This window comes from Streptomyces sp. NPDC006134 (genome assembly GCF_040628835.1).
Classification (GTDB): Bacteria; Actinomycetota; Actinomycetes; order Streptomycetales; family Streptomycetaceae; genus Streptomyces.
Genome location: NZ_JBEXTV010000010.1, coordinates 43,677 through 65,217 on the forward strand (window position 1 = coordinate 43,677; position 21,541 = coordinate 65,217).

The following is a 21,541-nucleotide window of genomic DNA, read 5'->3' on the forward strand; positions in this document are numbered from 1 at the left end:
GGACCTCTGGTGTCACGGAGGCCGCGGGAGTTTTCCCCCGGCCCTCCGGTTGCGTAACCGCACCCCGGACGTGAGCGTTGTCACTGTGGATGGTTAATCTGCTGATCAGTCAGTAGCGGATGCTCTGTGGGGTTGGGAGGCCGGCATGGGGGCACTTGCCTGGTTGCTGATTCCGCTTGTGGCTGCGATCGGCGCGGGTCTGTGGGGCAGCTGGGCCAACCGGACCCGGAAGATCCGCGGCGACGGCCCTGAGCTCGACGGATACGCCCGGTTCCGCGCGGCGATGGAGAAGTCTCACTCCCGCACCTGAGCGGACGGCCCTGACGGTGCGCCGACAGGAGCGTCCCTTAGTGTCGTGGCATGCCACGCCGCACCGCGACGATGCTCGCCTCCACCCTGATGCTGATCGCGCTCCTGTGCGCGGGAGTGTTCATCCCCGTGCCGTACGCGGAGATGTCCCCGGGGCCGACGGTGAACACGCTCGGGGAGCACGACGGCGAGCCGGTGCTGCAGATCTCGGGACACAAGACCTACCCGGCCGACGGCCACCTCAACATGACCACCGTCAGGGTCACCAGCGCCGACTACCGGATGAACCTCGTCGAGGCCGTCTACGGCTGGCTCGCGCACGACGACAAGGTCGTGCCGCACGACACGCTCTACCCGGACGGCAAGACCGAGGAGGAGTCCTCCCAGGAGAACGCCGAGGAGTTCAGCCAGTCCCAGGAGAGCGCCAAGGTCGCCGCCCTGAAGCAGCTCGGCATCCCGGTGAAGACCTGGGTGGTCGTCTCCACCGTCGTCAAGGGGTCCCCGGCGGAGGGCAGGCTGCACGCCGGTGACGTGATCAAGGCCGTCGACGGCGCGGCGGTGAAGCAGCCCGGGGACGTGGCGAAGCTGGTGACCCGGCACAAGCCCGGCCAGGACGTCGTCTTCACCATCGTGCCCGCCGAGGAGCAGGCCGCCGCCGAGAAGGAGAACCGCGCGGCGACGGCGACGCGGAAGGTCACGATCACCACCAGGGCCTCCGACGACGGCGGCGAGAAGCGTGCCGTCGTCGGCATCTCCGCCGGGACCGACCACACGTTCCCGTTCACCGTCGACATCAAGCTCGCCGACGTCGGCGGCCCGAGCGCCGGCCTGATGTTCGCGCTCGGCATCTACGACAAGCTCACCCCGGGCAGCCTGACCGGCGGCGCGTTCGTCGCCGGCACCGGCACCATCGACGACGACGGCAAGGTCGGGCCGATCGGCGGCATCGAGATGAAGACCGTCGGCGCGCGCGGCAAGGGCGCCCGGTACTTCCTGACGCCCGCCGACAACTGCGAGACCGCCGCCAGGGACACCCCGAAGGGGCTCACCCTCGTCAAGGTGAACACCATCGGCGACGCCCTCGACGCGCTCGCGGACATCCGCGCCGGGAAGACCGCCGGCCTGCCGCGCTGCACGGCCGGGTAGCGGCAGGCGCGCTACTCCTCGAAGGTCGCCGCCAGCGCCTGGGCCAGACCCGGCACCAGGTCGGAGCCGGTGAGGACCTCGGTGGGGGAGTCCTTCTCCCGCAGCCGCAGCGCCGACTCGCGGGCGCCGTCGCGCAGCACCGCGACCGTCATGCGGACCTCCTGGCGCTCGGGGTGCTCGGCCACCCACTGCGCCAGCTTCGCCTCGTCCAGTCCCTGGGGGACCTGGGCCTCGGCGGACGGCGGCAGCATCAGGCGCTCCACGGTGAGCGCGCAGCCGGTCACCGCGTCCGGCCAGGCGATGGTGCCGAGGAACTCGTCCAGCGGCCGGTCCGCCGGAATCTCCTCCTGTTCGATCGGGGTGAGACCGGGAGCGGTCTCCTGCTCGCTCCCGGCGAGACCGAGACGGTCCGCGAGCGAGGGCTGCTCGGCGCGCAGCCGCGCGGTGTCGACGAGGGCGAAGAGGCGGGCGGGCTGGTCCCAGCCGAGGCCGGAGACGTACTCGTCGATCTCGAGCACGGCCCGGGTCAGCGGGCTCGCCGCCATGGGTGTGTTGGACATGGTCACAATCCTGCCTCGTTCCGGCCCGGAATCGGGAACCGAGTAAACGGTGAGTAAGTTGCATAGGTGTGGGCCCACGATCAGGAGGGCGCACGGGAGGTCCACGAACCCGGGGGCCTGACGGATCAACAGCGAACTTCGAGGTGCGCACCTTGGCTTTCCAGATGCCGGACCGCGGCGGAGGCCCGACAGGGCCGCGGATCAGAGTGGGCCGCCCGTCCCGGCGTGCCCGGACCCTGCTCATGACACTGGGTGTCCTCGCCGTCCTCGGCATGGCGTTCACCATGTTCGCGGGCTTCTGGACGGACTGGCTCTGGTACCGGTCGGTCAGGTACTCGTCGGTGTTCACGACGACCCTGTGGACCAAGATCGGTCTCTTCTTCGTCTTCGGCCTGCTGATGGCGCTCGCCGTCGGATTCAACATCTGGCTGGCCCACCGGCTCCGGCCGCCGCTGAGCGCGATGTCGACGGAGCAGCAGAACCTCGACCGCTACCGTATGGGCATCGCCCCCTTCAAGAAGTGGCTGCTGCTCGGCATCACCGCCCTGGTCGGCCTGATCGCCGGCGCCTCCGCCGCCGGCCAGTGGCGGACCTGGCTGATGTGGGTCAACGGCGTCTCCTTCGGGCGGAAGGACCCCCAGTTCAAGCTGGACGTCTCCTTCTTCGCCTTCGACCTGCCCTGGTACCGGTTCCTGCTCGGCTTCGGCTTCGCCGCCGTGATCCTGTCGGTGATCGCCGCCGCGCTCACCCACTACCTGTACGGCGGGCTGCGCCTGACCAGCCCCGGCGGACGCGCCACCGCCGCGGCCACCGGCCACCTGTCGGTGCTCATCGGCGTCTTCGTCGCCTTCAAGGCGGTCGCGTACTGGCTCGACCGGTACGGGCTCGCGGTCAAGTCCAGCGACTTCAAGGCCACCGACAACTGGACGGGCCTGCGGTACGTCGACGCCAACGCCTACCTGCCGGCCAAGACGATCCTGTTCTGCATCGCCGTGATCTGCGCGCTGCTGTTCTTCGCCACCATCTGGCGGCGCACCTGGCAGCTGCCCGTGATCGGCTTCGGCCTGATGGTCCTGTCGGCCATCCTCATCGGCGGCCTGTACCCGGCGATCGTGCAGAAGTTCCAGGTCCAGCCCAACGAACAGGCCAAGGAAGCCCCGTACGTCGAGAAGAACCTCCAGGCGACGCGTGAGGCGTACGGCATCGACGGCACCCAGGTCACCGAGTACCCGGGCCGGAGCCGGACCGAGGACAAGACCGAGCTGCGCGACGACGCCGACGCCGCGGCGAGCGTCCGGATCATGGACCCGAACATCGTCTCGCCGACGTTCCAGCAGCTCCAGCAGATGCGGAACTACTACGCGTTCCCGACCAACCTGGACGTCGACCGGTACTCCAAGGACGGCAAGGACCAGGACACGGTCATCGGCCTGCGCGAGCTGAACCTGGCCGGCATCCCGAAGAAGAACTGGATCAACAACCACTTCCGCTACACCCACGGCTACGGCGTGGTCGCGGCCAAGGGCACCGAGGTCGACTCCGAGGGCCGCCCGGTGTTCACCGAGTCCGACCTGCCGTCCAAGGGCGAGCTCCCGCGGTACGAGCAGCGGATCTACTACGGCGAGAAGACCACCACGTACTCGATCGTCGGCGGTCCCCAGGAGGAGATCGACTACTCCGACGACAGCGGTGAGAAGCCCACCCGCTACCAGGGCGACGGCGGGGTCGACCTCTCCAACCCGGTCAACCGGGCCGCGTACGCGGTGGCGTTCAACGAACCGCAGATCCTGTACTCGGGCGCGATCGGCGACGGTTCGCGCATCCTGTACAACCGCACCCCCAAGGAGCGCGTCGAGGCGGTCGCCCCCTGGCTGACCATCGACGGCGACGCCTACCCGGCGGTGGTGGACGGGAAGATCCAGTGGATCGTCGACGCCTACACGACGACCAACGGCTACCCGTACGCCTCCCGTACGACGCTCGGCGACACCACGGCCGACTCGCTGACCGCGACCAACGACAACCGCGCGGTGGTGGCCCAGCAGAACCAGGTCAACTACATCCGCAACTCGGTGAAGGCGACCGTCGACGCGTACACCGGCGACGTCAAGCTCTACCAGTGGGACACCGAGGACCCCGTCCTGAAGACCTGGATGAAGGCCTTCCCGGACACGGTCCAGCCCAGGAGCGAGATCTCCGACGCGCTGATGGCCCATCTGCGCTACCCGCAGGACCTGTTCAAGGTCCAGCGCGAGCTGCTCACCCGCTACCACGTCAAGGACGCCGACACCTTCCTCAGCGGCAGCGAGGTGTGGCAGGTGCCGGACGACCCGACCAACAAGACGGGCGACGCGGTGCCGCCGTACTACCTCAGCATGAAGATGCCCGACCAGAAGGAACAGGCGTTCTCGCTGACGACGACGTTCACGCCCAACGGGCGGGACAACCTCAGCGCGTTCATGGCGGTCGACGCCGAGGCGGGCACGGACGGCTACGGCAAGATCAGGATCCTGAAGGTGCCGACGAGCACGACCGTCGACGGGCCCAAGCAGGTGCAGAGCCAGTTCAACTCCGAGCAGGACATCGCCGAGTCCATCCGGCTGCTCAGGGGCGGTGACTCCGAGGTCGAGTACGGCAACCTGCTGACGGTGCCGCTCGACGGAGGACTGCTGTACGTGGAGCCGGTCTACGTACGCGGTGGCGGCCTCAAGTACCCGCTGCTGCGCAAGGTGCTGGTCACCTACGGCGGCAACACCGCCTTCGAGAACACCCTGGGGGAGGCCCTCGACAAGGTCTTCGGGGCGCAGGGCAAGGCCCCCGAGCCGCCGGACGAGGGCCGGGACGAGGGCACCACGCGGCCGCCGGCGACCGGCGACCCGACGGTCCAGGAGGCGCTGGACGACGCCCAGAAGGCCTTCGAAGCCGGCCAGGAAGCCCTGAGGAAGAACGACTGGGCGGCGTACGGCGAGGCGCAGAAGGACCTCCAGGACGCGCTGAGCCGGGCCGAGGAGGCCCAGTCCCGGGCCGGCCGGAGCGGCGGTGCGGAGAACAGCGGCGACAAGAACGGCGAGAAGAACGGTGAGAAGGCCGGGGAGGGCGAGTCCGGTTCCGGCTCCGGTCCCCGGCCGAGCGACAGCCCCGCCGGCGGCTCGGGCGGCGGGTGATCCGGCCCGTCACCCGCTCCCCCCGCGCCGTGATACGGTTGAAAACACAACGGCGCGGGGTGGAGCAGCTCGGTAGCTCGCTGGGCTCATAACCCAGAGGTCGCAGGTTCAAATCCTGTCCCCGCTACTGGAGTCGGACGCAGCACGCGAACGACCGCGAAGGCCCGGGTCCCGAAAGGGATCCGGGCCTTCGCGTTGCGCGAGCGCGTGGACCGGTGCCCTCGACGGCCGTGCCGACGGGGAGAGTTGGGGGATCTGTGTTTGACTTGTCTCTCTGTGGGCATGTCGACAAAACGCTGAAGTGACCTCACTGACTGCGGTGTGCCAGGTGTACCCGGGTTGCAGGTGGTGCGACGATGGACGTTATGGGGGACAAGGCAAAACTGTTCGAGACGGGGCGATTTGCGCAGCAGTCCGATCTGGACGAGACCGGGGACGAGGCCGGTGAGGCCGCGGACGAGGCGGCCGAGGAAGTACGCCGGCGGCTCGCCGCCGAAGCCGGTGACGTCGAGGCGATGAGCGTCCTCGGCGCGATGCTGCTGCGCCGCGGCGATCTCGACGGAGCCGAGCCCCATCTGCGCGCCGCGACCGCCGCCGGTGACCGCGCCGCCGCCAACAACCTGGGCGTCCTCCTCCACCAGCGGGGGTACGCCGACGAGGCCGCCGGGTGGTGGCGCATCGCCGCCGTCGCGGGGTCCGCCCCGGCCGCCCACGCACTGGGCCGGCACCACCGCGAGCGGGGCGACGAGCCCGCCGCCGAGTACTGGCTGCGCCAGTCCGCCGAGCAGGGCCACGTCCTGGGCGCCTACGCGCTCGCGGATCTCCTGGAGCACCGCGGCGACCCGGGCGCCGAGCGGTGGATGCGGGCCGCGGCGGAACGCGGACACCGGGAGGCCGCGTACCGGCTGGCGCGGGCGCTGGAGCGGCGGACCGTGCGGAAGACCGACGGCGACAACGGTGTCAAGGCCGCCGAGGAGGCCGAGCAGTGGTACCGGCAGGCCGCCGCGCGCGGCCACCGGCGGGCCGCGCTGCACCTCGGGACCATCCTGGAGAAGCGGGGCGAGGTGCAGGAGGCCGCGCGCTGGTACCTGATGTCCGCCAAGGACGGGGAGCCGCGGGCCGCCTGCGCGCTGGGGTTCCTGCTGCGGGACGCCGGGGACTGTGAGAGCGCCGCCGTGTGGTGGCTGCGCGCCGCGCAGGAGGGCGACGGCAACGCGGCCAACGCGCTCGGGGCGCTGCACGCCGAGCGCGGGGAGACCCAGACCGCCGAGCGCTGGTACCGGGCGGCGCTGGACGCCGGGGACGACAACGGCGCCTACAACCTCGGGCTGCTCTGCGCCGAGCAGGGACGGACCGCGCAGGCCGAGCAGTGGTACCGGCGCGCGGCCTACGCCGGGCACCGCGAGGCCGCGAACGCGCTCGCCATCCTGCTGCTGCGCGGCGGGGACGAGACCGGCGCCGAGCCCTGGTTCTCCAAGGCCGCGGAGGCCGGGAGCGTCGACGCCGCCTTCAACCTGGGCATCCTGTACGCCGGGCGCGGCGAGGAGGAGGCGGCCCTGCGGTGGTACGAGCGGGCCGCCGCGGCCGGGCACACGGAGGCGGCCCTCCAGGTCGGCATCGCCCGGCTGCGCGAGGGGGACGAACCGGAGGCCGAGCGGTACCTGCGGTGCGCGGCCGGGGGCGGCAGCGCCGAGGCGGCGTACCGGCTGGCCACCGTGCTCGACGCGCGCCGTCCGCCGGAGCCCGCGCACGAGCTGGGGGAGCCGGTGCACCGCAAGACGGAGTGCGAGGAGTGGTACGAGCGGGCCGCCTCGCAGGGTCACCGGCGGGCACAGGTCCGGGTCGGGATGCTGGCCGCGGCGCGCGGGGACGTGGTCGAGGCGGCGCGGTGGTACCGCCAGGCGGCGGAGTCCGGCTCCCGCAACGGGGCCTTCAACCTGGGACTGCTGCTGGCCCGCGAGGGCAGCGAGCCCGAGGCCGCCGTGTGGTGGACCCGGGCGGCCGACGCCGGGCACGGCCGGGCGGCGCTGCGGCTCGCCCTGGTCTACGCGCGTCGGGGTGAGCTGGACGAAGGGCAGCGGTGGGCCGGCCGGGCGGTGGAGCTGGGACCGGCGGAGGTGGCGGAGCGGGCGGCCCGGCTGCGGGACGCGCTGCGGCAGGAACTGTCGGCGTGAGGCTCCCGCGCCCTGATGTACCGGCGAGGGTGATTTGCTTTTGTCTGCACCGTTGACGTAACGTGGGGTTCACCGACGCGGGGTGGAGCAGCTCGGTAGCTCGCTGGGCTCATAACCCAGAGGTCGCAGGTTCAAATCCTGTCCCCGCTACTGAAGACCGAGGGCCGGAATCCGAAAGGGTTCCGGCCCTCGGTGCGTTTGTATCCCTTGCATCCCTTTGCCCGATGCGGCCCGAAGCCCTCCGCGGCTCGATGTCCTCCGCGCGCACGCAGGGGAAAGCCCCGGCACGCATCGGGTGCCGGGGCTTTCCGCGAAGGCTTACGCCGACGCGCAGTTCGGGCAGACGCCGCGGTACGTCACCTCGACGTCCGAGACGGTGAAGCCGAAGCGCTCCGAGTCGGGGAGGTCGGTCAGCGGGTTGCCCGTCGGGTGCACGTCGCGGATCGTGCCGCACCGGGCGCACACCAGGTGGTGGTGCGGGCGGTGGGCGTTCGGGTCGTACCGCTTGGCGCGCTTGTCGGTGGCGACCTCGAGCACCTCGCCGAGCGAGACGAGCTCACCCAGCGTGTTGTACACGGTCGCCCGGGAGATCTCGGGCAGCTTGGCGACGGCCCGCGCATGCACCTCGTCGGCCGTCAGGTGGACGTGTTCGCCGTCGAGGACCTCGGCCACGACGCGCCGCTGCGCGGTCATGCGCCATCCGCGTCCGCGCAGCCGTTCCAGTAGGTCACTCATGCGAACCAGCCTAACAGCAAGGGGACCAAGTCCCGAGCGGATGTGACTTTGGAGGTTTACTTGACTTAGACAATGTCCATTGTAGGATCGGCACCGGCATTAGCCAAGGGACAGGACCAGCAGGAATGGCGCAGGAGGCCCACGTGACTCAGGGACCGCTCACTACGGAAGCCGGTGCTCCGGTAGCCGACAACCAGAACAGCGAGACCGCGGGCGTCGGTGGCCCCGTGCTCGTCCAGGACCAGCTCCTTCTGGAGAAGCTGGCCCACTTCAACCGTGAGCGCATCCCGGAGCGTGTGGTCCACGCCCGCGGTGCCGGTGCCTACGGCACCTTCACGGTCACCGCCGATGTCACCAAGTACACGCGCGCCAAGTTCCTCTCCGAGGTCGGCAAGGAGACGGAGGTCTTCCTCCGCTTCTCGACCGTGGCCGGCAACCTGGGCGCGGCGGACGCCGTCCGCGACCCGCGCGGTTTCGCGGTGAAGTTCTACACCGAGGAGGGCAACTACGACCTCGTCGGCAACAACACCCCGGTGTTCTTCATCAAGGACGCCATCAAGTTCCCGGACTTCATCCACACCCAGAAGCGCGACCCGTACACCGGTTCGCAGGAGCCGGACAACGTCTGGGACTTCTGGAGCCTGTCGCCCGAGTCGACCCACCAGGTGACCTGGCTCTTCGGTGACCGCGGCATCCCGGCGTCGTACCGCCACATGGACGGCTTCGGCTCGCACACCTTCCAGTGGAACAACGAGGCCGGCGAGGTCTTCTGGGTCAAGTACCACTTCAAGACCGACCAGGGCATCAAGTGCCTGACCCAGGAAGAGGCCAACAAGCTCGCCGGTGAGGACCCCGACTCCCACCAGCGCGACCTGCGCCAGGCCATCGAGCGCGGCGAGTACCCGTCCTGGACCGTGGGCGTGCAGATCATGCCGGCGGCCGAGGCGGCGACCTACCGCTTCAACCCGTTCGACCTGACCAAGGTGTGGCCGCACGCGGACTACCCGGTCATCGAGATCGGCAAGCTGGAGCTCAACCGCAACCCGCAGAACATCTTCGCCGAGGTCGAGCAGTCGATCTTCTCCCCGGCACACTTCGTGCCCGGCATCGGCCCGTCCCCGGACAAGATGCTCCAGGGCCGTCTGTTCGCCTACGGCGACGCCCACCGCTACCGCGTCGGCATCAACGCCGACCACCTGCCGGTGAACCGCCCGCACGCCACCGAGGCGCGGTCGCACGGCCGGGACGGCTTCCTGTACGACGGCCGCCACGGCGGTGCGAAGAACTACGAGCCGAACAGCTTCGGCGGCCCGTTCCAGACCAACCGCCCGCTGTGGCAGCCGGTTCCGGTCACCGGCGTCACCGGCGACCACGAGGCCCCGGTCCACGCGGAGGACAACGACTTCGTGCAGGCGGGCAACCTCTACCGGCTCATGACGGACGAGGAGAAGGAGCGCCTGGTCAACAACCTGGCGGGCTCCATCTCCCAGGTCTCGCGCGAGGACATCATCGAGCGCGCGATCAACAACTTCCGTCAGGCGGACGCCGACTTCGGCAAGCGGCTGGAGGCCGCGGTCCAGGCCCTGCGCGGCTGACCCCTTCCCGTACGGGACCGCTTGTCGTGGCGGGTGGGCTGGATCTCCCTCGTGGAGGTCCGGCCCACCCGTGTTTCAGGCCGGGACCTGCTGCGGGGCCGGCCGTGCCGGGGGCCGGGCCGGCACCCAGCAGCGGACGAGGTCGCGCACCGAGACGATGCCGGCCGGCTCGCCGCGCTCCAGGACGACGAGGTGGCGGAAGCCGCCGTGCGCCATCGCCCGTGCCGCCTCCTCCAGGGTCCAGGAGGGGGTGGCGAAGACGACGTCGGTGGTGGTGTGGGCGTGGGCGTGCTCCGTGTCCGGGTCCTGGCCCAGGCCGACGGAGTCGAGGATGTCGCGCTCGGTGAGGATGCCGATGCCGCCGGCGTCGGGGTCGTGGACCACGGCCGCGCCGACCCGCCGGGCGGACATCAGGGCCGCGGCCTGACGGAGCGTGTGGGCGGGGCCGATGGTGAGGACGATCGTGCTCATGGCGTCACGGACGAGCATGGATGGAGCCACCTCCTGCCGAATCCACGGATAGTTCATGGATTCACAAGTTCACAAGTGGGGGGGCTCTCAGAGTCGCAGGTAAAGCGAGGGTCAACAAGAGGGCGCGCGTGGCCGGTTGACCGTGCCACGCGCGCCCCGTGCGCCTCAGTAGCGCTGGTTGAGGTATCCCAGCAACTCGTCGTGCAGCAGGCCGTTCGACGCCGCCGCGTTGCCGCTGTGCGGGCCAGGGCGGCCGTCGAGGCCGGTGAAGGTGCCGCCCGCCTCCGTCACGATGATCGCGTTCGCGGCCATGTCCCACAGGGACAGCTCCGGCTCGGCGCACAGGTCGACCGAGCCCTCGGCGACCATCATGTACGGCCAGAAGTCGCCGTACGCGCGCGTGCGCCACACCGCGCGGGTCAGGTCCAGGAAGCCGTCCAGCCGGCCCTGCTCCTCCCAGCCGCCGAGCGAGGAGTAGGCGAAGGAGGCGTCGGCCAGCCGGGAGACGCGGGAGACCTGGAGCCGGGAGGCCGAGGTGAGGCTGCGGCCGGAGAAGGCGCCGTGGCCCTTCGCGGCCCACCAGCGGCGGCCGAGGGCGGGGGCGGAGACGACGCCGACGACGGGCCGGTAACCCCCCTCCCCGGCCTCCATCAGGGCGATCAGGGTGGCCCAGACGGGGACGCCGCGGACGTAGTTCTTGGTGCCGTCGATCGGGTCGATCACCCAGCGGCGGGGGCCGGTGCCCTCGACGCCGTACTCCTCGCCCAGGATCGCGTCCCGGGGGCGGGCGCGCTGCAGATGGCCGCGGATGAGTTCTTCGGCCGCCTTGTCCGCCTCGCTCACGGGCGTCATGTCCGGCTTCGTCTCGACCTTCAGGTCCAGAGCCTTGAAGCGGTCCATGGTCGCCGCGTCGGCGGCGTCCGCGAGGACGTGGGCGAGGCGGAGGTCGTCGAGGTAGTCGGGCATGTGCTGAACGGTATCCGCCGGGGCGGGGGTGGGGCCAGCGGGGTCCGGGGGAGGCAGGGGTGGGCGGCCCTTACCGCTCCGTGTTCTCCGCGCCCTCCGTGTCGGCCGTGGTGCGGTCGGCCAGGCGTTCGTAGCGCTGCCTGGCGGCCTGCGGAGTGCCCAGCCCCAGCCCGAAGGCGATCTCGTGCCAGGTCATGCCGCGGCCCCGGGCCATCCGCAGGAGTCCGGCCTCCAGCTCGTCCATCTCGCCGCGCACCAGCGGGACGAGACTCAGCGCGGCCGTGATGTCGGCGTGGTCCACCTCCGGTTCCCCGGACTCCAGCTGGGCGGCTCCGCTCAGCAGGAACGACACGAGCCGGACGGCCTCGTGCGGCCCGATGACCGAGGGGTGGACCTGGCGGCGGCGCTGCTCGTCCGTGGCCGCGTGGCGCTCGGCGATGCGGAACAGGGAGGTGTACACCCGCTGGACCCGCGCCTGCTCGGGCTGCGGGGGTGTGAAGGGGTCGGTGGGCTCGGAAGTCGACGGCATGGAGCAAGGGTGACCGGAGCACGGGACGGTGTCAACCAGTTGTTGTAAACGGATTGTTCAATCGCCGTGTGTCCTGGGAGCGGGAGCTCCCGCCCTGACCGCTCCCGCACACCCTTGACAGTGCACCGGGGCGCGTCAAACCTGGGCCGAGAGCCGCTCGCCCCGAGGGAGGCGACGATGCCCGCAGCCCGGGAATCCCTGCTCGACGCCGCCTACGCGGCCCTGGCGCGCCGGCCGTGGTCCGCCGTGCGGATGGTGGACGTGGCCGCCTCCGCGGGTCTCTCCCGGCAGACGCTGTACAACGAGTTCGGCGGCGAGGACGGGCTCGCCCGGGCGCTCGTCCGCAGGGAGGCCGACGGCTGCCTCGCCGGCGTCGACCGCGCCCTCGCCGGCCCCAGCGACCCCAGCGACCCCTGCGACCGGCTCACCGCGACCGCCGAGTGGACGGCGTCGGCGGCCCGTGACAACGCGCTGGTGCGGGCCCTGCTCACCGGCTGCTGGAGCGAGTGGCTGCCCTCCCCGGCGCCGAGGGCGGTACCGGCCTCCCCGGGCGCGGCGGCGCGGCGGCGGGCGGACGGCGCGCCGCCCTCGCCCGGCGACCTCGTCGCCCTCGTGCGCGACCGTGCCGTGGCGGTGCTGGCGGAGCCCGGTGCGCCGCGGCCGGACACCGGCGACCTGGCCCACTCCTGCGAACTCGCCGTCCGTCTCGCCCTGTCCTGCGTCGCGGCGCCGCCGGCCGAGGGCGGCGTGGCGGACCTCGTACGGACCGTGCTGCCCGGCGGCCGGCGTCCTGACGCCGTGCGCCCCGGTCCTAGTGGGCCGAGCCCGACAGCTGGAGCCCGATCACGCCGATGATCACCAGGCTGATCGAGACGATCTTCAGGGTGGACACCAGGTCGCCGAGGAACACCATCCCGTAGATGGCGGTGCCCGCCGCGCCGATGCCGGTCCACACCGCGTAGGCCGGGCCGACGTCGAGCTTCTTCAGGGAGAGCGTCAGCAGGCCGAAGCTGCCCAGGGCGAAGGCCGCGAAGGCGATCGTCGGCCACAGCCGGGTGAAGCCGTGCGACAGCTTCAGGCACACGGCGAAGCCGGTCTCGAGCAACCCGGCCACGATGACCAGCAGCCACGCCATGGGTCGTCCTCCTGTGTCCACGTGTCGGCGCTCCGACGTCCTGTGACCGTTCGTCAGACTCTGGTCGTGCTCGGGGTCCGGCTCGGTGCGATTATGCACTTACCTGCCCCCCGCCGGGGCAAACAACGCGAAGACCGGCCGCCTTCCCGCGGCGCTGGGGTCAGTCGCCCTCCGTGCGCTCCCGCGTGGACAGCAGCCGGCGCAGCGAGTACAGCCGCGCCGGATCGGCGTGGCCGTCGGCCACCCACTGGTCCAGGGCGCAGTCCGGCTCGTCGTGGCTGCACGCGCGGGGGCAGCCCTCCGTGCCCGGCTCCAGGTCGGGGAAGGCGTGGATCACGCGGGACGGATCGATGTGGGCGAGCCCGAAGGACCGTACGCCCGGGGTGTCGACGACCCAGCCCTCCGCGCCCGACAGCGGGAGCGCCAGCGCCGACGTCGTCGTGTGGCGGCCGCGGCCCGTCACCGCGTTCACATGACCCGTGATGCGGCGGCGCTCCTTGGAGACGAGCGCGTTGACCAGCGTGGTCTTGCCGACGCCCGAGTGGCCGACGAAGGCCGTGATCCTGCCGTCCAGGTGCTCGCGCACCCGGTCGGCCGCGTCGCCGTTCTCCAGCTCCTCGCGGCTGGTGACGACGTACGGGATGTCCAGCGCGCCGTACAGCTCCAGCAGCTGGTCCGGCGGGGCGAGGTCCGACTTGGTCATGACCAGCAGCGGGGTCAGGCCGCCGTCGTACGCCGCGACCAGGCAGCGGTCGATCAGGCGAGGGCGCGGCTCGGGGTCGGCGAGGGCGGTGACGATGGCCAGCTGGTCGGCGTTGGCGACGACCACGCGCTCGTAGGGGTCGTCGTCGTCCGCCGTGCGGCGCAGGACGGAGGTGCGCTCCTCGATGCGGACGATGCGGGCGAGGGTGTCCTTCTTGCCGGACAGGTCGCCGACCAGGGCGACCCGGTCGCCCACGACGGCCGCCTTGCGGCCCAGTTCGCGGGCCTTCATCGCCAGCACGATCCGGTCGTCCACGAGGCAGGTCAGCCGGCCCCGGTCGACGGTGAGGACCATGCCCTCGGCGGCGTCCTCGTGCTTGGGCCGGATGCTGGTGCGCGGCCGGGTGTTCCGCCGTCCCGGGCGGGTGCGGATGTCGTCCTCGTCGGTGTGCTTGCCGTAGCGGCGCATGGCGTCGTCCCCTACGCCCCGGCGCTCCCGAGCATCCCGGTCCACAGGTCGGGGAAGTCCGGGAGGGTCTTCGCCGTCGTCGCCACGTTCTCGATCCGCACCCCCGCGACCGCGAGGCCGATGATCGCGCCGGCGGTGGCCATGCGGTGGTCCTCGTAGGTGTGGAAGACGCCGCCGTGCAGGGGGCGCGGGCGGATGTGCAGGCCGTCGGCGGTCTCCGTCACGTTGCCGCCGAGCTCGTTGATCTCCTTGGTGAGCGCGGCCAGGCGGTCCGTCTCGTGCAGGCGCAGGTGGGCCACGCCGCGCAGGGTCGAGGGGGAGTCCGCGAGGGCGGCGACGGCCGCGATGCCCGGGGTGAGCTCGCCGACCTCGCCCAGGTCGACGTCGATGCCGTGGATCGCGCCGGAGCCGGTGAAGACCAGGCCGTAGTCGGTCAGTTCGCAGGAACCGCCCATCTCGGTGAAGATCTCGCGCAGCCGGTCGCCGGGCTGGGTGGTCCGGGCCGGCCAGTCCGGGATCACGACCCGGCCGCCGGTCACCAGCGCCGCCGCCAGGAACGGCTGGGCGTTGGACAGGTCCGGCTCGATCGTCAGGTCCCGGCCGAGCAGGGCGCCCGGCGTCACTCGCCAGACGCCGGGCTCGCCGCCCGACTCCGGAGTGTCGACCTGGGCGCCGACCGCGCGCAGCATGTCCACCGTCATCCGGATGTGCGGCATCGACGGCAGGGTGGCGCCGGTGTGGCGGACCTCGACGCCCTGGTTGAAGCGCGGGCCGGACAGCAGCAGCGCGGAGACGAACTGCGAGGAGGAGGACGCGTCGACCGCCACCGGGCCGCCGTCCAGGGCGCCGCCGCCGTGCACGGTCATCGGCAGCGCGCCGCGCCCGTCGTCGTCGATGCGGGCGCCGAGGGCGCGCAGCGCGTCGATGACGCCGTGCAGGGGGCGCTCGTACGAACGGGGGTCGCCGTCGAAGCGGACCGGGCCGTCGGCGAGCGTGGCGACCGGCGGCAGGAAGCGCATCACCGTGCCGGCGTTGCCGACGTCGACCGTGGCCGGGCCGCGCAGACCGGACGGGATGACGCGCCAGAACTCGCCGGTGCCGTCCGCGCCGACACCCTCCTCGATCTCGACGCCCATCGCGCGCAGGGCACCGGCCATCAGCAGGGTGTCGCGGGAGCGCAGCGGGCGGCGCAGCCAGCCCGGCTCGGAGGCGAGGGCGGCCAGCACCAGGGCGCGGTTCGTCACCGATTTGGACCCCGGCACATGAACCGTCGCGTCGACGGCTCCGCTCGCGTGCGGGGCGGGCCAGAGGGCGGTGTCTGCGGGGTTCACGGTCATGGGCCCCACTTTAGTGGCTGGGGCCGACCGGAGATCTTGATCAAATGCGGCGAAACCAGAGCGAAACACCGGCGTGGAAAGTGCCGTGCATATATGCAGAGACCTGTCATCCGCTATGCGGAGATCTGTCGTCCGCCTCCGCAGGTGCCGGTTGCTTTCCGTCCGTGGGTGCTGGTCGCTTTCCGCCTGTGGGTGCCGGTTGTCTCCCGCCCGTGGGTGCCGGTCGCCTCCCGTTCGCGGGTACTGGTCGCCTCCCGTCCGCGGGTACTGGTCGCCTCCCGTCCGCGGGGCCCGGTCGCCGCGCCCCGCGCGTTCACAGCTCCAGCAGCCAGCGCCCCCCGCCCAGCAGCGAGCACAGCGACACCGCGTGGAACAGGAACAGCCACAGCCCCGCCGGGGCGTGCGTCAGCCGGGCCAGCTGGTCCGCGTCCGAGTCGCCGGCCTCTCCCCGGGCTCGCCTGACCTGGAGCTCGAACGCCGGGCGCACCCCGCCGAGCAGCAAAAACCACACCACCGCGTACGCGAACGCCGCCTGCACCTGCGGCCCGGTCAGCCAGGACACCAGGAGGAAGAGGGCGCCCGTGAGGACCACGGTGAGCGCCCCGTAGGCGTTGCGGATCATCACCAGCATCGCGGCGAGCAGCGCCGTCGCCAGCCACAGCAGCAGGGTGATCCGCCCGGTCGCCAGCAGGGCGGCGCCGCCCAGGCCGAGCAGCGGGGGAGCGGTGTAACCGGCCGCGGCGGTGAGGATCATGCCGAGGCCGTACGGCTTGCCGCGGCTGACGGTCAGGCCGCTGGTGTCGGAGTGCAGGCGGATCCCGGTCAGCGTGCGGCCGGTGAGCAGGGCCACCAGGCCGTGTCCGCCCTCGTGCGCGATGGTGACGGCGTTGCGCGCCACCCGCCACGGGCGGTGCGGTACGACGACGGCGAGCCCGGCGACGAGCGTCGCGATCACCACCCACAGCTCGGGACCGGGCTGAGTGCCCGTGAGCTCGTCCCAGAGGGAGGCGAGTGACGCCGATGCGGTGCTGTCCATCTGTGGTGCGGGCCCCTCCCGGTCGCGCGCGGTCCGGCGGTGTTGCGCGTCTGTGCGGACGGTAGGGAAGACGCCGGCGCGGCGGCGATCGTTCCCGGGGGACGGAGGCCGCGTCCACCGGACCGCCCCTGCTCCGCGGCCGCCAGGAACCGTTCGGTGACGTGGTCGCTGCCCTCCGGCCGGAAGCGGGACAGCCTGCGCGGCGGCACTTCGGCCGGCACCGGTACGGCGTCCCGTCCGAGCCGCGCGAAGAGGGGTCGGGCAGGGCAGGCGCCCGCACCTGTGCCACCGGGGCGCCGAACACCGCGTACAGGCGGGGCGTGCCCCTGATGTCCACAGCGTCCATCGCGTGACCGCCCTCCGCGGGGACGCCGAGCCGGGGAGACAGGACGACGACAGGACGACGACAGGACGACGACAGGAGGGCGCCGGACAACAGCCATCCCCTGATGTCCCCCTGACAGCGGTCTGCCACTCTTGGACGTGTCCAGCGGTTCGGACACGAGAGCATCGAAGGAAACGGCGGACACGTACGGGCATCTCGCCCCGGACCCGGCGGGCCGGGCGGCGGAGGTGACGGTCCTGGCGCTGACCGAAGCGGCATGATCCAGCGTTTCCGAAGGGCGGAAGGGAGGTTTCGGATGTGCGGACGGTATGCGGCGAGCCGCAGCCCGGAGGAGCTCGCGGGAATCTTCGGTATAGAGGTGGGGGTCCCTCCTGCCCGGGCGGAGTCGGGGGACCGGGGGCGGGAACCGGCGGAGACCCTGGCGGAGGCCGACTACCCCGACTACCCCGACTACCCCGACTACAACGTCGCGCCGACCAAGGAGGTCTTCGCCGTCCTGGACCGCCCCTTGAAGGACGTGCCCGACCCGCGGCCGGTCCGCCAGCTGCGCAGGCTGAAGTGGGGGCTCGTCCCCTCCTGGTCCAAGACGCCCGAGGGCGCCGCCCGCATGATCAACGCGCGCGCCGAGACCGTCCACGAGAAGCCCTCGTACCGCCGCGCCTTCGCCACCCGGCGCTGCATCCTGCCCGCCGACGGCTACTACGAGTGGGTCACCGGCCGGCAGGAGCGGGAGCTGGAAGCCGAGGGGAAGCGGAAGCGGCCCCGCAAGCAGCCGTACTTCGTCACCCCGGCCGACGGGTCGGTGTTCGCCATGGCGGGGCTGTACGAGTTCTGGCGCGACCGGACGCTGCCGGACGACCATCCGCAGGCCTGGTGGGCGACGTGCTCGGTGATCACCACCGAGGCGGAGACCACGCCGCTGGCCGGCGCCCCGGCCGAGGGGCCCGCCTCGCTCGCCGACATCCACCCCCGGATGCCGCTGATGCTCACCCCGGACCGCTGGGACGCCTGGCTGGACCCGGCCCGCACCGACCCGGACGACGTGCGGTCGCTGCTGGCGCCCCCGCCCCCCGGGCTGATGCGCGCCTACCCCGTCTCCACGGCCGTCAGCAACGTCCGCAACAACGGGCCCCAGCTGCTGGAGGAACTGGCGGCGCCCGAGGAGGGCACACTCTTCTGACGTGACCCCCGAGATCAGCGTGACCCCCGAGATCAGAGTGACTCCCGAGAACAGCGTGACCACCGAGACCGTCGACACCGGCGCCGGGACCGCCCGCGTCACCTGGCACCCCGCCCCCGGGGCCCGGCTCGTCCTCGCCCTGGGCCACGGCGCCGGCGGCGGCATCGAGGCCCGCGACCTGCGGGCGCTGGCCGCCGTACTGCCCGGCCACGGCGTCACCGTCGCCCTCGTCGAGCAGCCCTGGCGGGTGGCCGGGAAGAAGATGGCCCCGGCGCCGAAGACGCTGGACGCCGGCTGGCGCGGCCTGTGGCCCGCGCTCGCCGCTCCCGGCCTGCCGGTGATCTCCGGCGGACGCAGCGCCGGCGCCCGCGTCGCCTGCCGCACCGCCGCCGAGCTCGGCGCCCGCGCCGTCCTCGCCCTCGCCTTCCCGCTCCACCCGCCGGGCAGGCCGGAGAAGTCCCGCGCCGACGAGCTGCTCGGCACCGGCGTGCCCACCCTCGTCGTCCAGGGCGGCAGCGACCCGTTCGGCAGGCCCGGGGAGTTCCCCGGCGGGGCGTACGAGCTGGTCGAGGTGGCCCACGGCGATCACGGCTTCGCCGTGCCGAAGAGGGCGGCGACCACGCAGGAGGAGGCCCTCGCGGTCCTCACCGGAGCCGTCGCCGGGTGGACCGCGTCACTCGGGTGAGAGCCCGGGAATGACCGGCCGCCGGCGGCTGTTGTGGCGGACGTGTGTGCCGGGGCACCGGCACCGACGTCGTAGGAGAGGAAGTCCGCCGCATGGGTTCCACCTTCTGCCCCACCCGCGACAGTCGCGCCGGCCTGGACTGGACGGTGCTGACCGCGGCGAAGACCGCCCCCGCCCGGGCGGTGGGCGGACCGGATTGGCAAGCACCGTCGACCACGGGTCGTCTATCCTCCGAAACGAGTGGGACCGGACTCGGTCTCGCGACGGCTTTGGAGGAGGTGGGTCCGGTCACTGGGACCGACGCAGGGACCGACAACAACGGCCAGGCGGAGCAGCCCGAGGGCCGGGGCACGGGCGCGGAGACGACCGCCGAGCGCAGCGCGCGCTTCGAGCGGGACGCCCTCGAATTCCTCGACCAGATGTACTCGGCCGCCCTGCGCATGACGCGCAACCCGGCCGACGCCGAGGACCTGGTGCAGGAGACGTACGCCAAGGCGTACGCGTCCTTCCACCAGTTCCGCGAGGGCACCAACCTCAAGGCGTGGCTGTACCGCATCCTCACCAACACCTTCATCAACTCGTACCGCAAGAAGCAGCGCGAACCCCAGCGCAGCGCGGCCGAGGAGATCGAGGACTGGCAGCTCGCCCGCGCCGAGTCGCACATGTCGACGGGGCTGCGCTCCGCGGAGTCCCAGGCGCTCGACCACCTGCCCGACTCGGACGTGAAGCAGGCGCTCCAGGCGATCCCCGAGGAGTTCCGCATCGCCGTGTATCTCGCGGACGTCGAGGGCTTTGCCTACAAGGAGATCGCCGACATCATGGGGACACCCATCGGAACGGTGATGTCCCGGCTGCACCGGGGGCGGCGTCAGTTGCGCGGCATGCTCGAGGACTACGCCCGCGAGCGCGGGCTCGTCCCGGCCGGTGCCGGAGAGTCGAACGAAGCGAAAGGCTCGGGGTCATGAGCTGCGGAGAGCCGCACGAGACGGATTGCAGCGAAATCCTCGATCATCTCTACGAGTTCCTCGACCGTGAGATGCCGGATGTGGAGTGCTCGAAGTTCGAGCACCACTTCGAGGAGTGCTCGCCCTGTCTGGAGAAGTACGGGCTCGAGCAGGCCGTGAAGAAGCTGGTCAAGCGGTGCTGCGGCCATGACGACGTGCCGGGCGACCTGCGGGCCAAGGTCATGGGGCGGATCGAGCTGATCCGTTCCGGCCAGGCGGTGCCCGAGCACGACGTCACGGCGGCCCCGCCCGCGTCGGCGCCGCCCGCCCCGCAGGAGTCCTGACCCCCGCCGCACGGCGGGCTGTCACCTCGTCCCGCACGAGGGCCGTCCCTCCGTCCCGCACGAGGGCCGTCACCCGTACGTGCTAATGCGGGCCGTCGCTCCGCGTCGTCCCCTTCGGCCCCCCTAGGCTCCGGTGCCTGACGGACCCGGCCGGGGGAGGGACTCATGGAGGCGACACCGGCACGGGCGCACGCCTACGTCTGCGGTGTCGCCCTCGCCGCCTTGGCCTGTCTGCTCGGCCCGTGGCCGCTGCCCGCGGTCCCCGCCCCCTGGTGGGCGGTGGCCCTGCTCGCCGCGGTGTACGCCGGCTGCGAGTACGCCGCCCGGTCCCGCTTCCCCGGGCCCTGCCACCCGGTACTGCTCGCCGCGGCCTTCCTGCTGCCGCCGCCCGCCGCCGCCCTCGTCGCCCTGCCCGGGGCACTGCTGTCCCCCGTCGACCGGGGCCCCGCCGCCCCGCGCCGCGTCTGGCGGGCCGCCCGGCAGACGCTCGCGGTGTGGGCCGCCGCCCGGGTGCACTTGGAGCTCGGTGGGCGGGACGCGGTCGTGGCGCCCGACTTCCCGTACGCGCTCGTCCCGGCCGGAGCCGCGGTCCTCGCCTTCTGCCTGGTACTGACGCTGCTGGACGGCGGCATCCGCGTGGCGGCCGAGCGGGTACCGGCACGCAGGGCCTGGCGAGGACTGTTCCTCCGGTCGCTGGCGCCCTTGGCCGCGCACGGGCTCGCCGGGCTGATGATGGCCGTGCTGTGGCGCAGCCCCTACGGGCCCGTCGCCGCGCTGCTGGTGCTGCTGCCGATGGGCGTGTCGTGGTGGGCGTTCGCCCAGTACCACCGGGAGCGGGCCGCGCACCAGGCCACCATCCGCGCGCTCGTGCAGGCCGTCGACATCAAGGACGGGTACACGCGCGGGCACAGCGAGCGGGTCGGGCAGGCGTCCATGATGATCGCCCGCGAACTCGGCCTGGACGACGAGCGTGTGGAGGTGCTCCGCTTCGCGGGCATCCTGCACGACGTGGGCAAGCTCGGCGTGCCGACCCGGCTGCTCACCAAGGACGGCCCGCTCACCCCCGAGGAACGCCGGGTGATCGAGCTGCATCCCGAGTACGGCCACGAGATGGTGCGAGGGATCGGCTTCCTCGGGGAGGCGCTGGCCGCCGTGCTGCACCACCACGAACGGCTGGACGGCAGCGGCTATCCCTACGGGCTCGCCGGCGGCCAGATCCCGGAGAGCGCGCGGGTGGTGGCCGTCGCCGACGCCTTCGACGCGATGACGTCCACCCGCTCCTACCGCAGGGCCCGGCCGGTCGCCGCCGCGCTGGCGGAGCTGGAGCGGTGCGCGGGGTCCCAGTTCGACCCGCGGATGGTCGCCGCGCTGACGCGGGCGCTGGCGCACCACGGGTGGCATCCGGCGGTGACCGCGGACGAGCCCGCCGCGGCCCCGGACGCCCCGGAACGCTCAGACGCCCCGGATGCCCCGGAGCCCTCAGACGCCCCCGACCCCCCAAGCGCTCCGGACCTCCCAGGCGACCGGGACACCTCGGATGCCCCGGGCACCTCAACCGCCTCGGACGCCTCAAGCGGCCTGAGCACCTCAACCGCCCCGGACGCCTCAAGCGGCCTGAGCACCTCAACCGCCCCGGGCGCCCAGGCCGCGCCGCCCGCTCCGAGCCGCCCGGGGGCCCGCCCGTGAGACCGTCGGCGTGCCGGTCCTTCCGGTC

Annotated in this window: 19 protein-coding genes and 2 tRNA genes; 12 read left to right on the forward strand and 9 right to left on the reverse strand. The window is 72.2% G+C overall.

Annotation, left to right across the window (positions count from 1 at the left end; genetic code table 11):
* The first annotated feature begins 360 nt into the window (after positions 1–360).
* Positions 361–1,455: a PDZ domain-containing protein gene (locus tag ABZ340_RS08915; RefSeq protein WP_358781067.1), complete on the forward strand. Its 1,095-nt coding sequence runs from the start codon at positions 361–363 to the stop codon at positions 1,453–1,455.
* A gap of 11 nt (positions 1,456–1,466) precedes the next feature.
* Here ABZ340_RS08915 and ABZ340_RS08920 read toward each other — a convergent pair whose 3' ends face one another.
* Positions 1,467–2,015 carry a PPA1309 family protein gene (locus ABZ340_RS08920; RefSeq protein ID WP_358781068.1) on the reverse strand — a complete coding sequence of 183 codons (549 nt, stop codon included), beginning with the start codon at positions 2,013–2,015 and terminating at the stop codon, positions 1,467–1,469.
* 164 nt (positions 2,016–2,179) lie between these two features.
* On the opposite strand from ABZ340_RS08920, the gene ABZ340_RS08925 reads away from it, so the two are divergent.
* From ABZ340_RS08925 to ABZ340_RS08940, 4 genes are all read left to right on the forward strand, one after another.
* Positions 2,180–5,179, forward strand: a complete 3,000-nt coding sequence (locus ABZ340_RS08925) for a UPF0182 family protein (protein ID WP_358781164.1) — start codon at positions 2,180–2,182, stop codon at positions 5,177–5,179.
* A gap of 53 nt (positions 5,180–5,232) precedes the next feature.
* A tRNA-Met gene (locus tag ABZ340_RS08930) sits at positions 5,233–5,306 on the forward strand.
* A gap of 229 nt (positions 5,307–5,535) precedes the next feature.
* The gene (locus ABZ340_RS08935) at positions 5,536–7,353 is read left to right on the forward strand and encodes a tetratricopeptide repeat protein (protein ID WP_358781069.1); all 1,818 of its coding nucleotides are present in this window, start codon (positions 5,536–5,538) and stop codon (positions 7,351–7,353) included.
* Positions 7,354–7,429: 76 nt separating this feature from the next.
* Positions 7,430–7,503: transfer RNA gene (locus ABZ340_RS08940), tRNA-Met, on the forward strand.
* A 168-nt stretch (positions 7,504–7,671) separates the two neighbouring features.
* Here the strand turns inward: ABZ340_RS08940 and ABZ340_RS08945 are convergent.
* Complete coding sequence (locus ABZ340_RS08945; RefSeq protein ID WP_358781070.1) at positions 7,672–8,088, reverse strand: Fur family transcriptional regulator; 417 nt, start codon at positions 8,086–8,088, stop codon at positions 7,672–7,674.
* 143 nt (positions 8,089–8,231) lie between these two features.
* Between ABZ340_RS08945 and ABZ340_RS08950 the strand changes: the two genes are divergently transcribed.
* Positions 8,232–9,683 (forward strand): catalase, encoded by a 1,452-nt coding sequence (locus tag ABZ340_RS08950; RefSeq protein ID WP_358781071.1) that lies wholly within the window; start codon positions 8,232–8,234, stop codon positions 9,681–9,683.
* A gap of 75 nt (positions 9,684–9,758) precedes the next feature.
* Here the strand turns inward: ABZ340_RS08950 and ABZ340_RS08955 are convergent, their stop codons facing one another.
* The 3 genes from ABZ340_RS08955 to ABZ340_RS08965 form a co-directional block, all read right to left on the reverse strand.
* Positions 9,759–10,172, reverse strand: coding sequence for a CBS domain-containing protein (locus ABZ340_RS08955; protein ID WP_358781072.1), 414 nt, complete (start codon positions 10,170–10,172; stop codon positions 9,759–9,761).
* A 147-nt stretch (positions 10,173–10,319) separates the two neighbouring features.
* The gene (gene hisN, locus ABZ340_RS08960; protein WP_358781073.1) at positions 10,320–11,120 is read right to left on the reverse strand and encodes a histidinol-phosphatase; all 801 of its coding nucleotides are present in this window, start codon (positions 11,118–11,120) and stop codon (positions 10,320–10,322) included.
* A gap of 70 nt (positions 11,121–11,190) precedes the next feature.
* Entirely contained in the window at positions 11,191–11,649 is a 459-nt protein-coding gene (locus tag ABZ340_RS08965) for a DNA-binding protein (RefSeq protein WP_358781074.1), read from the reverse strand.
* A 177-nt stretch (positions 11,650–11,826) separates the two neighbouring features.
* Between ABZ340_RS08965 and ABZ340_RS08970 the strand changes: the two genes are divergently transcribed.
* Positions 11,827–12,504 carry a TetR/AcrR family transcriptional regulator gene (locus ABZ340_RS08970; protein WP_358781075.1) on the forward strand — a complete coding sequence of 226 codons (678 nt, stop codon included), beginning with the start codon at positions 11,827–11,829 and terminating at the stop codon, positions 12,502–12,504.
* Here the strand turns inward: ABZ340_RS08970 and ABZ340_RS08975 are convergent.
* The 4 genes from ABZ340_RS08975 to ABZ340_RS08990 all read right to left on the reverse strand — a co-directional run bounded on the left by ABZ340_RS08975 (position 12,461) and on the right by ABZ340_RS08990 (position 16,328).
* Positions 12,461–12,784 carry a multidrug efflux SMR transporter gene (locus tag ABZ340_RS08975; protein ID WP_358781076.1) on the reverse strand — a complete coding sequence of 108 codons (324 nt, stop codon included), beginning with the start codon at positions 12,782–12,784 and terminating at the stop codon, positions 12,461–12,463. The genes ABZ340_RS08970 and ABZ340_RS08975 overlap by 44 nt on opposite strands.
* Before the next feature lie 160 nt (positions 12,785–12,944).
* Entirely contained in the window at positions 12,945–13,955 is a 1,011-nt protein-coding gene (rsgA, locus tag ABZ340_RS08980) for a ribosome small subunit-dependent GTPase A (protein WP_358781077.1), read from the reverse strand.
* Positions 13,956–13,966: 11 nt separating this feature from the next.
* The gene (gene aroA, locus ABZ340_RS08985) at positions 13,967–15,292 is read right to left on the reverse strand and encodes a 3-phosphoshikimate 1-carboxyvinyltransferase (protein ID WP_358781078.1); all 1,326 of its coding nucleotides are present in this window, start codon (positions 15,290–15,292) and stop codon (positions 13,967–13,969) included.
* A gap of 313 nt (positions 15,293–15,605) precedes the next feature.
* On the reverse strand, positions 15,606–16,328 hold the full coding sequence (locus ABZ340_RS08990) for a M50 family metallopeptidase (protein WP_358781079.1): 723 nt from the start codon (positions 16,326–16,328) through the stop codon (positions 15,606–15,608).
* Positions 16,329–16,969: 641 nt separating this feature from the next.
* Between ABZ340_RS08990 and ABZ340_RS08995 the strand changes: the two genes are divergently transcribed.
* The 5 genes from ABZ340_RS08995 to ABZ340_RS09015 all read left to right on the forward strand — a co-directional run bounded on the left by ABZ340_RS08995 (position 16,970) and on the right by ABZ340_RS09015 (position 21,513).
* On the forward strand, positions 16,970–17,854 hold the full coding sequence (locus tag ABZ340_RS08995) for an SOS response-associated peptidase (protein WP_358781080.1): 885 nt from the start codon (positions 16,970–16,972) through the stop codon (positions 17,852–17,854).
* A 1-nt stretch (position 17,855) separates the two neighbouring features.
* Positions 17,856–18,539: an alpha/beta family hydrolase gene (locus ABZ340_RS09000; protein WP_358781081.1), complete on the forward strand. Its 684-nt coding sequence runs from the start codon at positions 17,856–17,858 to the stop codon at positions 18,537–18,539.
* 278 nt (positions 18,540–18,817) lie between these two features.
* A complete protein-coding gene (gene sigR / locus ABZ340_RS09005; RefSeq protein ID WP_358781082.1) occupies positions 18,818–19,504 on the forward strand; it encodes an RNA polymerase sigma factor SigR in 687 nt (228 codons plus the stop codon).
* Positions 19,501–19,827 carry a mycothiol system anti-sigma-R factor gene (gene rsrA / locus ABZ340_RS09010; protein WP_358781083.1) on the forward strand — a complete coding sequence of 109 codons (327 nt, stop codon included), beginning with the start codon at positions 19,501–19,503 and terminating at the stop codon, positions 19,825–19,827. Before sigR ends, rsrA begins: the two co-directional genes overlap by 4 nt.
* A gap of 165 nt (positions 19,828–19,992) precedes the next feature.
* A complete protein-coding gene (locus ABZ340_RS09015) occupies positions 19,993–21,513 on the forward strand; it encodes an HD domain-containing phosphohydrolase (protein ID WP_358781084.1) in 1,521 nt (506 codons plus the stop codon).
* Positions 21,514–21,541: the final 28 nt, after the last annotated feature.

Excerpts from the sequence above, each read along its gene's own strand:
- ABZ340_RS08915 (WP_358781067.1), top strand. The coding sequence starts at position 361 with ATGCCACGCCGCACCGCGACGATGCTCGCCTCCACCCTGATGCTGATC.
- ABZ340_RS08920 (WP_358781068.1), bottom strand. The coding sequence starts at position 2,015 with ATGTCCAACACACCCATGGCGGCGAGCCCGCTGACCCGGGCCGTGCTC.
- ABZ340_RS08925 (WP_358781164.1), top strand. The coding sequence starts at position 2,180 with ATGCCGGACCGCGGCGGAGGCCCGACAGGGCCGCGGATCAGAGTGGGC.
- ABZ340_RS08935 (WP_358781069.1), top strand. The coding sequence starts at position 5,536 with ATGGACGTTATGGGGGACAAGGCAAAACTGTTCGAGACGGGGCGATTT.
- ABZ340_RS08945 (WP_358781070.1), bottom strand. The coding sequence starts at position 8,088 with ATGAGTGACCTACTGGAACGGCTGCGCGGACGCGGATGGCGCATGACC.
- ABZ340_RS08955 (WP_358781072.1), bottom strand. The coding sequence starts at position 10,172 with ATGCTCGTCCGTGACGCCATGAGCACGATCGTCCTCACCATCGGCCCC.
- hisN (WP_358781073.1), bottom strand. The coding sequence starts at position 11,120 with ATGCCCGACTACCTCGACGACCTCCGCCTCGCCCACGTCCTCGCGGAC.
- ABZ340_RS08965 (WP_358781074.1), bottom strand. The coding sequence starts at position 11,649 with ATGCCGTCGACTTCCGAGCCCACCGACCCCTTCACACCCCCGCAGCCC.
- ABZ340_RS08970 (WP_358781075.1), top strand. The coding sequence starts at position 11,827 with ATGCCCGCAGCCCGGGAATCCCTGCTCGACGCCGCCTACGCGGCCCTG.
- ABZ340_RS08975 (WP_358781076.1), bottom strand. The coding sequence starts at position 12,784 with ATGGCGTGGCTGCTGGTCATCGTGGCCGGGTTGCTCGAGACCGGCTTC.
- rsgA (WP_358781077.1), bottom strand. The coding sequence starts at position 13,955 with ATGCGCCGCTACGGCAAGCACACCGACGAGGACGACATCCGCACCCGC.
- aroA (WP_358781078.1), bottom strand. The coding sequence starts at position 15,292 with ATGACCGTGAACCCCGCAGACACCGCCCTCTGGCCCGCCCCGCACGCG.
- ABZ340_RS08990 (WP_358781079.1), bottom strand. The coding sequence starts at position 16,328 with ATGGACAGCACCGCATCGGCGTCACTCGCCTCCCTCTGGGACGAGCTC.
- ABZ340_RS08995 (WP_358781080.1), top strand. The coding sequence starts at position 16,970 with ATGTGCGGACGGTATGCGGCGAGCCGCAGCCCGGAGGAGCTCGCGGGA.
- rsrA (WP_358781083.1), top strand. The coding sequence starts at position 19,501 with ATGAGCTGCGGAGAGCCGCACGAGACGGATTGCAGCGAAATCCTCGAT.
- ABZ340_RS09015 (WP_358781084.1), top strand. The coding sequence starts at position 19,993 with ATGGAGGCGACACCGGCACGGGCGCACGCCTACGTCTGCGGTGTCGCC.